At 66.1% G+C, this 13,944-nt stretch carries 11 protein-coding genes; 5 read left to right on the top strand and 6 right to left on the bottom strand.

Translation table 11 applies throughout. The annotated features are described in order from the left end of the window. Positions 1-71 precede the first annotated feature (71 nt). Entirely contained in the window at positions 72-1,454 is a 1,383-nt protein-coding gene (locus ATJ78_RS09405; RefSeq protein WP_245836270.1) for an MFS transporter, read from the top strand. On the opposite strand, the gene ATJ78_RS09400 is transcribed toward ATJ78_RS09405, so the two are convergent. After that, positions 1,438-2,841: a M50 family metallopeptidase gene (locus ATJ78_RS09400; RefSeq protein WP_245836269.1), complete on the bottom strand. Its 1,404-nt coding sequence runs from the start codon at positions 2,839-2,841 to the stop codon at positions 1,438-1,440. The genes ATJ78_RS09405 and ATJ78_RS09400 overlap by 17 nt on opposite strands. Before the next feature lie 99 nt (positions 2,842-2,940). On the opposite strand from ATJ78_RS09400, the gene ATJ78_RS09395 reads away from it, so the two are divergent. After that, positions 2,941-4,497 carry a Mur ligase family protein gene (locus ATJ78_RS09395; protein WP_245836268.1) on the top strand — a complete coding sequence of 519 codons (1,557 nt, stop codon included), beginning with the start codon at positions 2,941-2,943 and terminating at the stop codon, positions 4,495-4,497. On the opposite strand, the gene dxr is transcribed toward ATJ78_RS09395, so the two are convergent. After that, positions 4,494-5,570, bottom strand: coding sequence for a 1-deoxy-D-xylulose-5-phosphate reductoisomerase (gene dxr / locus ATJ78_RS09390; RefSeq protein WP_098407360.1), 1,077 nt, complete (start codon positions 5,568-5,570; stop codon positions 4,494-4,496). The genes ATJ78_RS09395 and dxr overlap by 4 nt on opposite strands. A gap of 22 nt (positions 5,571-5,592) precedes the next feature. Continuing rightward, entirely contained in the window at positions 5,593-6,564 is a 972-nt protein-coding gene (locus tag ATJ78_RS09385; RefSeq protein ID WP_098407359.1) for an FKBP-type peptidyl-prolyl cis-trans isomerase, read from the bottom strand. A 120-nt stretch (positions 6,565-6,684) separates the two neighbouring features. Here ATJ78_RS09385 and ATJ78_RS09380 point away from each other — a divergent pair, with 120 nt between their 5' ends. Continuing rightward, entirely contained in the window at positions 6,685-7,443 is a 759-nt protein-coding gene (locus ATJ78_RS09380) for a lysophospholipid acyltransferase family protein (RefSeq protein WP_098407358.1), read from the top strand. Between the two features lie 10 nt (positions 7,444-7,453). On the opposite strand, the gene ATJ78_RS09375 is transcribed toward ATJ78_RS09380, so the two are convergent. Further along, a complete protein-coding gene (locus ATJ78_RS09375) occupies positions 7,454-7,927 on the bottom strand; it encodes an OsmC family protein (protein ID WP_098407357.1) in 474 nt (157 codons plus the stop codon). Positions 7,928-7,994: 67 nt separating this feature from the next. On the opposite strand from ATJ78_RS09375, the gene ATJ78_RS09370 reads away from it, so the two are divergent. Further along, positions 7,995-8,996, top strand: coding sequence for an asparaginase (locus tag ATJ78_RS09370; RefSeq protein ID WP_098407356.1), 1,002 nt, complete (start codon positions 7,995-7,997; stop codon positions 8,994-8,996). A gap of 95 nt (positions 8,997-9,091) precedes the next feature. Then, positions 9,092-10,207: an alanine dehydrogenase gene (gene ald, locus ATJ78_RS09365; RefSeq protein WP_098407355.1), complete on the top strand. Its 1,116-nt coding sequence runs from the start codon at positions 9,092-9,094 to the stop codon at positions 10,205-10,207. Here ald and ATJ78_RS09360 read toward each other — a convergent pair whose 3' ends face one another. Together ATJ78_RS09360 and ATJ78_RS09355 are read right to left on the bottom strand one after the other, a co-directional pair. Then, positions 10,208-13,006, bottom strand: a complete 2,799-nt coding sequence (locus ATJ78_RS09360) for an FtsK/SpoIIIE domain-containing protein (RefSeq protein WP_098407354.1) — start codon at positions 13,004-13,006, stop codon at positions 10,208-10,210. It lies immediately after the preceding gene. Positions 13,007-13,079: 73 nt separating this feature from the next. Continuing rightward, entirely contained in the window at positions 13,080-13,895 is an 816-nt protein-coding gene (locus tag ATJ78_RS09355; RefSeq protein ID WP_245836267.1) for a PP2C family protein-serine/threonine phosphatase, read from the bottom strand. Positions 13,896-13,944: the final 49 nt, after the last annotated feature.

Here is a 13,944-nt window from a genome sequence, read left to right as displayed (position 1 = left end):
GCATCACTCGCGCGTCGTCACGGCGCATGACGCATGTACTCCCCCGGGAGTAGCCGCCGTAGAGTGGGACGGTGAGCGATGAGCACTCGATGACCCCGCGCCGAGCGGGCATCGCGGTCGCAGCACTCGGAGTGGGTACGCTCTTGAACCCCCTCAACTCCTCCATGATCGCCGTCGCGCTGATCACGCTTCGCGATGCATTCGGTCTCGACGTGCTCACGGTGACGTGGGTGATCACGGCCTTCTATCTCGCCTCCGCCGCGGGGCAGCCGCTCATGGGTCGGCTCGGCGACCGGTTCGGATCACGTCGATTGTTCCTCTTCGGAATGACGGTCGTCGCCGTCACGTGCGTGCTCACACCGTTCGCCCCGACGTTCTGGCTCGTCTGCGTTGGCCGCGTTCTGCTCGCCGTCGGCACGGCGTGCGCGTTCCCCGGCGCTGTCGCTTTGCTGCATCCGATCACCGCGCAGTCGGGACTCAGCTCGCCGCGGCTTCTCGGGCGCCTGCAGATGGCCAACACAGCAGGCGCCGCTGTCGGGCCCGTGATCGGCGGCCTGCTCGTGACCTACCTCGGCTGGCAGGCGATCTTCTGGATCAACGTTCCGCTCGCGGTCATCTCGTTCACGGGCGTGCGCTTGTTCGCACCCGTCGACGAAGCGCGAACCCGCCAGCCGATCTCCAAGGTCCTCGTCGACTCGGACGTGCCGGGGATCCTCGCCTTCACGGCTTCCCTCGTGACGCTCCTCGTGTTTCTGCTCGGCGTCACCGACCGACCGCGCTGGGTGCTTCTCGGCCTTGCGCTCGCGAGCGCTGCGCTCTTCGCGTGGCGCGAGCTGAGCGCGCGGACCCCGTTCATTGACGTACGCATGCTCGTCCGCAACCGACGCCTTCTGCTTGTGTACGTCGGATTCGCACTGTTCAATGTCGTCTACTACGTCGTGTTCTTCGGGCTCCCCCAGTACCTCGAAGAATTCGGCGGCTACCGGGCGGATGCTGTCGGCCTGCTCATGCTCCCCCTCGCGACGCTCAACGTTCTGCTCACTCCGCTGGCCGCGCGGTTCATCGAGCGTCGCGGCATCCGTCCCGCCTTTCTCCTCGGCGGCGCGTGGCTCGTGTGCGCTGCACTGCTGCTAACTGTGCTGTCGGCGAGCGTGATGCCGTGGGCGCCGCTCGTCATCACCGCGATGATGGGAGTTCCGTACTGCGTCGTGAGCATCGCCATGAGCCAGGCGCTGTATTCGTCAGCCGCTCGAGAGTCCGCGGGGGTCGCGACGGGCATCTTCCAGACCTCTCGCTACATCGGGGCGATTCTGTCGACGACGATGCTGGGAATCGCCTTCGCCGACGGCACGAACCCGGCTAGCTGGCTCGAGGTGACTGTCGCATCCACGGTGCTCGCGGCGCTGCTTCTGGTGCTCGTCTCGCGCTGGCGCCCGTCTAACCGAACAACGTGACCGGTTTGACGATGTCCGCGTAGACCAGCAGAACGCTCATGCCGCCGAGGATCACGACGACAGTGAACGTGAGAGGCATGAGCTTCGCCGCGTCGACCGGTCCCGGATCCTTCTTGCCACGCAGCTTCGCCCAGCCCTTCTTGATGGCCTCCCACAGCGCGGCGGCGACGTGCCCGCCGTCGAGCGGGGTGAGCGGAATCAGGTTGAACACGAAGAGGGCGACGTTGAGCGAGGCGAGAATGCCGAACATCGTCTGTGCTTTCGCGACGACGGGAATCGTGTCGATGCTCACCACTTCTCCCGCGAGACGGCCTACACCGACGACGCTCATGGGGCCGTTCGGGTCGCGCTCCTCGGTTCCGAATGCTGCCTGGGCGATGTCGACAAGTCTCTGCGGAAGATGCGTGATGATGCCGACCACGGCGCCGATGTTGTCTCCGACGGCGGGAAGCACGGCCGTGACCGGCTGCTGCTGGATGTCGCCTGCCATCGATACGCCGGCGAAGCCGACCTCGACGGTCGTCTCGCTTCCCGCCGACTCCGGTCGCGACGTGAGCTTCGGCGTCAGCGTCAGCGACTCGTGCTCGCCATCTCGAAGCACCGTCACAGCGAGGTCGTCGCCGGGGTGATCCCTGATGATGGCGGAGAACTGGTCCCACGACGTCACGGCGTTTCCGTCGATGCTCACGACGCGGTCGCCCGGCTCGAAGCCTGCGGCTGCGGCTGGCGAGGGCTCTGCGTCCGCTGGGCAGCTCTGCTCAGCAGCATCCGCGGGCTGCACGCACTCGCTGACCGCCCCGACGGATGCCGCGGGAGCGCCGAAGCCGACGAGCACGATGCCGTAGAAGAGAATCGCGAGAACCAGGTTCATGGCCGGCCCGCCGAGCATGACGATGATCCGCTTGTACACGGGCAGACGGTAGAAGGCTCGAGAGTCCTCGCCGTCGCCAATCGTCTCGGCGCTCATGTCGCGGGCGTCCTGCACGAGCGAGTCGAAGGCACGACGTTTCGTGTCGTCCTCGGACGGCTCCTCGATCGCGCCTTCGATCGCCCCCGCGACGTCTGTCGCATCGCGTTCGGAGTGCGCGTCTGACAGCTGCTGCACGAAGCCGGTGCTTGACGCGTGCACTTTCTCGCCGGGCTTGGTCGGCGGGAACATGCCGATCATCGAAATGTAGCCGCCGAGGGGAATCGCCTTGATGCCGTACTCGGTCTCGCCTTTTCGTCGCGAGAACAGCGTCTTGCCGAAGCCGATCATGTACTGCGTCACCTTGACGCCGAACAGCTTCGCGGGAACCAGATGCCCGAGTTCGTGCAGGCCGATCGAGACGGCGAGCCCCGCCACGATGATGAGCACGCCGAAAATGTACAGAAGCACCGATTCCACACGGAAACGATAGCGCGACCGCCTCTGCTCCGGCTGTCTCCGGCCTGTGAGAGCATGGTGACACATCCATCACACGCTTCGAGAAGGACACGACCCGCCGTGGAGGCAGACACACTGAGGGCGTCGCGACCGCACGATCCGACGCCCAAATCCCTGAACGACCTCGCGGCTTCGTTCTCGCTCACCGCGCCAGCGGCAGACCTCACCTTCACGGGCATCACGCTCGCGAGCTCGCTTGTACGGCCAGGAGACATCTACGTCGCGGTTCCCGGCGCACGTTTCCACGGCGCGCAGTTCGTTCCCGAGGCCATCGAACGCGGGGCCCTCGCGGTCATTACGGATGCTGCGGGAGCCGAGCAGCTCGACAGCCCGCACGTGCCTGTGCTCATTGCGCCGGTGAATCCGCGCGAGGTTCTCGGCCGCATGGCGGCGTGGACCTACGACACCGATCGAGACCGCCCGCCCATGTTCGGTCTCACCGGAACGAACGGCAAGACCTCGACGGCGCACTTTCTCGAGGCGATCCTCACCCAGCTCGGACTCGGAGTCGGCCTCAGCTCGACGGCCGAGCGCCGCGCAGGCGCAGAAGTGTTCCCCTCTCTGCTCACCACGCCCGAGTCGCCCGAGATGCACGCCCTGCTCGCGCGCATGCGCGAGGTCGACGTCGAGGCGATCGTGATCGAAGTGAGTGCGCACGCGCTCACGCGCCACCGCGTCGACGGGCTCATGTTCGACGTTGCCGGATTCACCAACCTCAGTCACGATCACCTCGATGACTACGCGTCGATGGACGACTATCTCGCGGCGAAGATCAGTCTCTTCCAGCCCGACCGCGCCCGCTCTGCGGTTGTCTGCCTCGACACCGACGCCGGCCAGCGAGTGGTCGACGCCGCCGGCATTCCGGTGAGCACCATCACCTCACGCGAAGACATCTCCGCCGACTGGTTCATCGACATTGGCATGGAGAGCCCCGCGGCCACGGAATTCACGCTCAGCAGCGAGCGCTACGGCTCGCTCAGCACGCGCGTTCCCCTGATCGGCAGGCATATGGCCGCGAACGCGGGGCTCGCGATCGCGATGCTCGTCGAGGGCGGGTTCGAACTCGAAGACATCGACAGCGTGCTCACGCGCGATGACGGCATCCTCGTGTCCATTCCCGGGCGCTCCAACCGTGTCCCCGTGTCGCACGGGCCCGCTGTGATCCTCGACTCGGGCCACAGCCCCGATGCGTTCGCCAAGCTCCTCGACGCGGCACGCCGTGTCACCGCGGGAAAAGTCATCATGGTCGCGGGAGCCAACGGCAATCGCGACACGTCAAAGCGCACCGAGATGGGGGCCGTGTCAGCGCGCGGAAGCGACATTCTCATCATCACCGACCATCACCCGCGCGACGAGGACCCGGCGAACATCAGGCGCGCGCTGCTCGACGCCGCACGAGACGCGGTTCCCGACGGCGACATCCGTGAAGCCCCCGATCCCGCTGACGCCATTCGCGTCGCCGTGTCGGCCGCCGACGCCGACGACACGGTCGTCTGGGCGGGACTTGCGGGCAAGGACTACCGCGAGATCGCCGGCGAAAAGATTCCGTTCTCCGTCGAGGCAGAGACGCGTGGAGCACTGCTCGAGGCCGGCTGGCTTCTCGACGAGAAGGCTTAGGCGATCAGCTCATCCGCCGTGCGCCTCGCCCAGGTTTCAGCCTCAGCGAGCGATTCTCGACTGAGCTCACCGTCGGGTTCGTGGGCGTCGACAACACGGCGCACCGTGTCGACGATGTCGAGAAACCCGATGCGCCGCGCGTGAAAAGCGTGAACCGCCTGTTCATTTGCCGCGTTGAAGACCGCCGGGTACGTTCCGCCCGCGCGACCCACGCGCTTCGCCAGGGCAACGGCCGGGAACGCCTCATCGTCAAGCGGCTCGAAGTCCCACTGGTGCGCCTCGGACCAGTCGATGGGCCGACCGACGCCTGGCACTCGATCGGGCCAATCGAGCCCGAGCGAGATCGGGAGTCGCATATCGGGCGGCGAAGCCTGCGCAATCGTTGACCCGTCGACGAACTCCACCATCGAGTGCACGACGGACTGCGGATGCACGGTGACGGCAATGTCGTCGTAGTCGACGTCGAACAGCAGATGCGCCTCGATGATCTCGAGTCCCTTGTTCACGAGCGTCGCCGAGTTTGTCGTCACGACGCGTCCCATGTTCCACGTCGGGTGGGCAAGTGCCTCCTCGGGAGCAACGGTCACCAGTTCGTCACGCGAGCGACCGCGGAACGGGCCGCCGGATGCTGTCAGCACGAGGCGCCGTACTTCGCGCGACGTGCCTGCGCGCAGCGCCTGCGCAATCGCGGAGTGCTCCGAGTCGACGGGAACGATCTGGCCAACCCGCGCCGCACGGCGCACGAGATCGCCGCCGACAATGAGTGATTCTTTGTTGGCGAGCGCGAGCGTTGCGCCGGACTCGAGCGCAGCGAGTGTCGCTCCGAGCCCGACCGATCCGGTGATCCCGTTGAGCACCACGTCGGCGTCGACATCGCGCACAAGCAGTTCTGCCTCTTCCGCACCGAGTGCAGTGTCATCGACGCCGAACTGTTCCGCCTGTTCGTCGAGCAGTTCGCTGTTCGAGCCGGCGCTCAGTCCCACGACGTCGAAGCGGCTCGGGTTCGCGGCGATGACGTCGAGCGCCTGCGTGCCGATGGAACCTGTCGAGCCGAGAATGACGACGCGCTTCATGCAGACAGCCTAGCGGCCGGGGTCAGCGGCTGGTGGCGAGAATGTCCACGACGAACACGAGCGTATCGGTTCCCTTGATTCCCGCCGATTCGCTGCCCTGGGCGCCGTATCCGTCCTCCGGGGGAATCACGGCGATCACCTGGCTGCCGACCGTCTGACCGACGAGCGCCTTCGTGAAACCAGCGATCACCTGTCCTGTTCCGAACTGCGCGGGAGCGTCACCCCAGCTCTGGTCGAAGACCTCGCCCGTTCGCCAGTTCACTCCCTGGTACTGCACGGTCACCGAGTCACCGTCTTCCACGGTGATCCCGTCTCCCTTCTTCAGCACGCCGAGCTGAAAGTCCGCAGGCGCTTCACCGTCGGGAATTGTCACGGTCGGCGCACCCGTTTTGTCGAGGGTAACGGCAGGAAGTGCGGGATCAACGTCCTGGGGCTCGCCCGTCGCCTTCTCGGGAGTGATCGAGAGAACATCGGCGACGATCACGACGCCGTCGCCAGGGCCGATCGCTCCGTCTGAGCTGCCTTCCTCGCCCCAGGCATCGGCTGCGGGCGACACCGACACGACGCGGGAGCCCGCGGGAACGCACTCGATCGCCCGTACAAGTGCCGGAATCAGCGCATCGTCGGCGATCATCACCTGCATGGGCGCTCCCGCGTACGAGCTGGATTGCACCTTCTCGCCCGTCGCCGCGTTGTAGAGAGTGACCTCGATCCCGGCCCAGTCGCCGTGGGCGGTCTCTTCACCGTCGCCCTCCGAGACAATCGTGCGCTCAGTCTTCTCGACGTCGAGTGGCGTTTCGAACGTCGCCGTCGGTGCGTCACCGCGTGAGCCCTCGACGGCGACAGACTCGGATGCTGCGCCAGACGCCGTGTCGACGCATGTTCCCGCCGATGGCGCCGACGGTTCCGTCGCCGCCGGTTCGGCGCTCGACGAGCACCCCGTGAGCAGCAGGGCCGTGAGGGCGGCGGGAGCGATGACAGAGCGAACGCGCACGGATGGACTCTTCCAGACGGTGGATGGATGAACGTGCCCAGTCTGCCCTACGCCGCATCGGGAAACGCTGGACGCCGATTCATGCCCGCATCGGAATGAGTCGGCGGGTAGCGTCGGACCGTGTCTGATGCAGCGACAACCACACCCGAGCGGGCGAAGAAGCCTGGATTTATCTACTGGCTGGGGCGATTCGCTCTCACACCGCTTGTTCGCCTCTACTACCGCCCCGCCGTCGTGGGCCGCCACAACGTGCCGAAGACCGGTCGTGTGATCTTCGCGAGCAATCATCTGTCATTCGTCGACAGCGTCGCGATTCCGGTCTGCGCGCCGAGGCCCGTGCAGTTTCTGGCGAAGTCGAGTTATTTCACGGGTCGCGGTCCGAAGGGCTGGCTCGTCCGCAACTTCTTCACGGCGATTGGCGCAGTGGGCGTCGATCGCGGAGCCGGTCATGCCGCTCAGGCGGCCCTCGACAAGGGGCGAGACATTCTCGAGGCTGACAGCGCGTTCGCGATTTATCCCGAGGGAACGCGCTCACTCGACGGGCGGCTGTACAAGGGACGAACCGGCGTCGCCTGGCTCGCCCTCACCACGGGAGCAACCGTGGTCCCTGTCGGCTTGAGTGGAACCAGCGCGATGATGCCCGTCGGCGCCAAGATGCCGAAACGTTCAAAGGTCTCCGTGAGCTTCGGCACGCCGATCGACGTCAGCACGTTCGGCTCAGCCACGTCCGGCCGTGCGCGTCGACAGGCGACCGACGCCATCATGGCGGCCATCCACGATCTCACGGGGCAAGAACTCGCGCACGCCTACAACGAGGCTCCGCCCGCGACCCCCGTTGAGAAGATCAAAGCCGCGGTGCTGCGCCCCGAGCGCCTCTGATACGACCCGGTCACTGCTCGTCCGCGAACTCCGGCTCGATGGTGACCGGGACGCTCACCGAGTTGGCAATGAAGCACAGGCGGTGCGCTTCGTCGTGCGCTTTGCGAGCGGCCCCTCGATCCGACCCGCGAGCCAACGTCACGTGCGGCCGGAGCGTCACCTCGCGAACCGACCCTGAGCCGTCCGGGTTCACGATGAGCGTACCGACCGGGGTGTCTCTGTAGCCGGTTACGACGACTCCCGCGGACACCGCCGCGTGAAAGTACGAGAGCATGTGACATTGCGCGAGGGCCGTGAGAAAAAGCTCTTCGGGGTTCCAGCGATCAGCATCGCCGTGAAACGTGCGATCGGCCGAACCGGCGATCTCGTGCTTGTCGACGGCGCTCACACGCAGATCACGGCCGTAGCTGCGATAGCCGCTCGTTCCCGTTCCGCGGTTGCCCGTCCACACGATGTCGACGGAGTATTCGTGATGACTCACCATGCCTTCAGCATGCCACGTCCGTTGTGCAGAGTACGCTGAATGATCGGCGCACACTGATGGAGGTTTCATGGCACAGCTCGGCACGTTCACGGCAGACGACGCTCGGGAACTCGCGATCGTCACTCGCTCGGGATTCGTCGAGTCTCGCCATGTCGGCTCCGCTGTGGTGCTCGATCAGCACGGTGACGTTCAGCGCCGCATCGGCACGCCCGAAAAGCCGATCTTCCCCCGGTCATCGCTCAAGCCCTTTCAGGCGATCTCGGTGCTGAACTCTGGCGTGCAGCTGCGGGGAGCCCACGCGGTGCTCGCTACGGCGAGCCACACGGGGACGATGAAGCACATGTCGACGGTGCGTGCGATGCTCGCGACAGCCGGGCTCACAGAGGACGCTCTCCGCTGCCCTCCCGCGCTTCCCCAAGATGAGCCCACACGCAACGACATGATCCGGCAGGGCGTCGGACCGCAGCGCATCGCCATGAACTGTTCGGGAAAGCACGCGGCAATGCTGCTCGCGTGTGCCGCGAACGGATGGGAGACCGAGAGTTACCTGCACCCCGATCACCCGATGCAACGCGCTGTTCGTGACACGGTTGAGCGTTTCACGGGCGAGAAGCCGGCCGCGATGGCCATCGACGGGTGCGGCGCCCCCGTCTTTGCGGTGTCGCTCGTCGGACTCGCGCGCGGGATCGCTCGGGTTCGCACGTCGTCTTCCTCATCACCGTTCGCGATCTATCGCAACGCGGGTGTTCTCGTCGAAGCCGTGCTTGAGGACCCGTGGGGAATTCAAGGTCCAGGCACGCCGAACACGCTCGTGATCGAACGCCTCGGAGTCTTCGCCAAGCTCGGGGCCGAGGGCGTCATGGTGATGGCGGCGGCAGACGGCACGACTGTCGCGTTGAAGATGCTCGACGGCAGCGGCCGGGCGGCGACTCTCGTCGGTCTCGAGCTTCTCGTGCGCGCCGGAGCGCTCGCGAGAGCAGATGTCGACGCTCTCACTCCCGAACTCGGTCTCGCGATCAGCGGCGGAGATGCCACGGTCGGACAGATCGAGGTGTCCCCGACTCTCTAGCTCTGTTCCGCCTCGTCGCCCGCGTCGGCCGCTCGCCGCCATAAGGTGGATGCTGGGCGGAACATGCCCGTTCACTGTGCACAATGAGGAGCACCATGCGCATCGCTGTACCAACAGAAGTCAAAAACAACGAGTACCGAGTCGCCATCACCCCGGCGGGCGCTCACGATGTGATCGCCGCGGGCCACGACGTCATCATTCAGGCTGGCGCGGGTGAGGGATCGTCGATCTCCGATGCGGCGTACGCAGACGTCGGCGCGACGATCGTCGCAGACGCCGACGCCGTGTGGAGTTCCGCCGACCTCGTTCTCAAAGTCAAAGAGCCGATCGACAGCGAATACCGGCACTTCCGTCGCGGACTGACGCTGTTCACGTACCTGCACCTCGCTGCAGACAAGCCGCTCACGCGCGCGCTTCTCGAGTCAGGGGTCACGGCGCTCGCCTATGAGACCGTCGAAGGCGATGATCGCTCGCTGCCGCTTCTTGCACCGATGAGCGAGGTGGCGGGGCGTCTGTCGGCGATCGTCGGCGCGAACACCCTCCTCAAGCCTTCTGGAGGCCCGGGGCTTCTGGTTCCCGGAGTACCGGGCACGCACCCCGCGAATGTCACCGTCATCGGCGGAGGCGTCGCCGGGACCAATGCGGCGCACGTCGCACTCGGCCTCGGCGCGCGCGTCACCGTCCTCGACACGAACCTTGTTCGGCTGCGGGAGATCGACGCACTCTACGGCGGCCGCATTGAGACCATCGCGTCGAACACCATCGAGATCGAGCGCTCCGTCACCTCGGCCGATCTCGTGATTGGTTCGGTTCTCGTTCCGGGAGCGCGGGCGCCAAAGCTCGTCACCAACGATCTCGTCAGCCGCATGCGGCCGGGCAGCGTTCTCGTCGACATCGCCATCGACCAGGGCGGATGCTTCGAAGACAGCCGTCCGACCACGCACGCAGAGCCCACGTTCAGGGTGCACGACTCCGTCTTCTACTGTGTCGCGAACATGCCGGGAGCCGTGCCGCACACCTCGACGTACGCGCTCACGAATGCAACGCTCCCCTACGTGCGCGCTGTCGCTCAACACGGGTGGAAGGATGCCGCTGCGCGCGACGCCTCGCTCATCAAGGGGCTCAACGTTCACGACGGTGCGCTCACCAATCGCGGCGTCGCGGACGCGCATGGCCTGGCGTTCACACCGGCCGACTCGCTCATGCCCTGATCACAGAGTGCATCGCGTGATCACGCCGTCATTCGCAATGCGCCACGCGCGCCCGGGTCTGCTGTGAAGGTACGGGGGACGCGCGCGAGATCGCGTGATCGCGCGGTAGTCAGCTGGCGAGCAGGCTTCAACGACGAGCGTCGCGGTGATCCGCAGTGACGCCAGGAGCGACCAGTTGACCTGCCACGCATCTGCGTCACCGACGAGGATCACCTGGCTCGGTGATTCATCGCCCCTCGGCGCAGTGCTGCCCGGAGTGAGCGTCGTGACGGCTGCATCGGGATGGCGTTCGCGCAGCCGCGCCGCCGTCTGCTGAGGTCGGGGCGAGCACACGAGCACGGTCTCGGACGCTCCGACCTCGAGCGGCGGTGCGGCACTCGCTTCGTGTGAGCGAGACAGCGCGTTGACGGATGCCAGCTGAACGGTGATGCCGTTCCACACCGCGCTGCCGGCCGGCCGTTCGTCTGAGAATGCCGCGCTGTCGCCTCCGGCGAGGATGTGCTCTTGACGCGACGACATTCTCATCATGATCGTCGTGTCGAAGAGCGCGGAGAGGCTGTTCATGCCGCGCGCCAGCCTCTGCGCCGTAGCGACGACCCAGACGCCAGCCCTCGGGCCCGTGCGCGGAACCCGAGTGAGCAGGGAGATCGCATGGTCTGCGTCGTCGTCGCTCAAGCGGCCCACGAGCGCGTCCAGGTCGTCAATGACTAACACGGTGCCCCGCTTGACGGGTGTCGAGCCCGAGTGCTCGGATTGCCCAGCCAGATGCTCGAGCTGGTCGAATGCCCGCTCGAGGTCGTCGGAGAGTACGGTGACCTGCCAGCGCTCTCCCGTCTGCTGAGCAAGACAGGCAGCCAGCGTGCTCTTGCCTGCCCGTGATGCGCCGAGCGCCAGAAGGCTTCCGTCGGCGTGCGGCCGCCATTGGGCGACCTCCTGACGCTGCTCGCGCGGCAGATCGGCCATGCCGACAACGAACGCATCGGCCGAGAGCGGGAGCGAGCTCAGCGGAATATCGGTGGGCAGCGGGTCGAGCCACGGCCGACGCGGCGGCGCGGAGCCCGCGTGTCGTCGTGCGACATCAGCGATATCGGCGGGCTGAACACGACCGATCTGCACCGTCTCGGGATCGCGATCCGGCACGACGACGACGCAGCGCCCCGGCGGATCGACAGGGAGGCTCGCGGCGGTCTCGACGCCGATCACTGCAGTGCTGTCGGCGCGGTTGTTGACGCGGAGGCTCAAGCGCAGCGTGCAGTTCGCGAGAAGCGAGTCTCTCACAACGCCCGTGGGCCGTTGCGTGCACAGTACGAGGTGCATGCCGAGGGAACGGCCCCGTGCAGCGATGTCCACGAAGAGTGCGTGAAGTTCGGGAAAGCCGTCGAGCATCGCGGCGAATTCATCGACGATGATGACAAGCCGGCCGAGGCTCGCAACCTGCGAGGCATCATGGACGCCGCGCTCTCGCAGCGTGCGCTCGCGATACATCACTTCTGCTTTCAGACTCTCGAGTGCACGAGTTGCTCCGTGAGGATCGAGGTCCGTGATCACGCCGACGACGTGAGGCAGCGTCTGCAAGGGCGCGAATGTCGCTCCGCCCTTGAAGTCGACAAGCAGCAGAGCGACCTCCTCCGGGGTGTTGCGAGCCGCAAGGCCCAGCGCCCACGTCGAGAGCAGCTCGCTCTTTCCGCTCCCCGTGGTCCCTCCGATCACAGCATGCGGCCCGTGCTCGACAAGATCGACGGCGACGTCGCCGTGCGAGCTGCGCCCGACGACCACACGCGTGCCGGAACCCGGGGCCTCGTGTGAGAGGTCTGCCCAGACGACAGCATCCGGAGGCGTGCCGTACGCCGAGAGCACGCCGGTGTCTGCGGCGAGCGCGGCGAGACGTTTCGCATATGCTGCTGCCGCGACCGCCGTCACCGGGTGGATTGTGAGATCGTGAACGTTCGACGGGTCGTCGGCGCTCTGCCACGATGCGGTCGTCGTCGTGTCGCACGTGATGAGCTCGGCGCACGATGCCGGCGCCGTCTCGACGGATTCGCACACGGCAAGCGTCACGTCTGCCGGCGGTGCGGTCAGCGAGGATTCTTCGATGACGCGCACCGTGACGTCCGCGTCACCAGCCGAAGCCGCATGGGGAAGGTGCTTCGCCCATTCCCATCCCGCGTCGGGAAGGGACACGATTCGAATTGTCCGCGGGTCTCCGGCGTGGCAGAGCTGCAGGAGGTAGCCGCGGACAACAGCGCGTGACAGCACCTGCGGCCCGAGTACCGCGATGCCGCGAGAGGCGTCCACGGTGCACGGTGCGTCGCTCACGATCGAGGCGGTCCGGCACAGGTCCTCGTTTTCAGGCGCATCCGTCGCCCCGGTGAGCGAGAGCGAACTGCTCCTGTCGCCGAGTCCGACGGCGACGACTCGTCGTCGCTGATCCGGCGCACGCCAGCGCGTCACGCGCCCTGCGTTGTCGAGCACCTCCCGAGCGGTGGGAGTCTGCGTGAGTCTCGCCTCGCGCTCCGCGGCGTGTTGCTCGTCGAGAAGCGCCTCGATCTCTCTGATGCCCTCGCGGTACTCGCGTTCCTGTCGACGCGCGCGTCGTCGGCCCGTCAGACGGCTGTCCATCATTCCGGCGATCGCGATGACCGGACCGAGGATCGCGAACATGAGCACGTAGGGTGACCGTGTGATCGCCCAGATCGCGACGGCGGCAATGACGGGAGCGATGCTCGCCATGACCGGGAAGGGGGCGCGCGTTGGCTCTCCGGGAGGCGCGGGCACCCGGATCTGTGCGTGCTGTGTCATGTGTCCACGACATCATGACCGAGGAGTCTCCGACCCTGCGTGTGCGGGTCCTGACTATAACGACCGGGTCGGGTCAGTCTGTGGACGGCAAGTCGGCGTCCGCTGTCGGTACAGACGCGGCGTCGGTGACCTCGAGCACGAGAACCGTGACGTTGTCTCGTCCGCCATTCTCAACGGCAGCCTCGACCATGAGTTCTGCCGCATTCAGGGGATCTGACCCGCGCTCGAGGAAGTGCAGGATGCCGTAGTCGGTGAGTTCTTTCGTGAGTCCGTCGGAGCAGATGACCCACCGTGTGTCCTTTTCGACCGGCGCCCGAAGGTAATCGGGGATCGGGTCGTCGGTGAACCCGACGGCGCGTGTGATGACGTTTCCCTGCGGATGGTTCTCGGCGTCGTCTGGTGAGATTGCTCCGATGGCAATGAGCTCCTGAACAACCGAATGGTCAGTGGTTACCTGAGCAAGCTCGCCGTCGCGTTCGACATAGACGCGGGAGTCGCCGATGTTGAAGACCGTCCAGAACGGCTCGGCCGCCGTCGTGGTGAAGCCGATTCCCGTGACCGTGGTTCCCGTTCCCACGTCGATGTCTTCTTCTCCGGAGAGGTCGACGATCGCGTCGCGGAGAGCTGCCTCGATGCCATCGTGCGTGATGTCAGAGCCCGACTCGGAGAGGGCCGTGAGGTGTTTGACGACGGCGGCGCTTGCCAGTTCCCCTGCGGCGTATCCCCCCATGCCGTCCGCGACGGCGAAGAGCGGAAACGCACCCATGACAGCATCCTGGTTGACTTCGCGCTTTCGGCCGACGTGAGTCACGGCGCCCCAGCGGAGAAGGAGGTTCTCTCCACGCACCGTCACGGCGTGTGAATCCGTGAACGTGGTGGCTTCTGACACGTCTCGCCCTTCGATTGGATCCAGACGCTCGCGATACAACGTCCTAGCG

The organism is Paramicrobacterium agarici, assembly GCF_002563955.1.
GTDB lineage: Bacteria > Actinomycetota > Actinomycetes > Actinomycetales > Microbacteriaceae > Paramicrobacterium > Paramicrobacterium agarici.
This window is presented reverse-complemented; position numbering and strand designations above follow the sequence as displayed.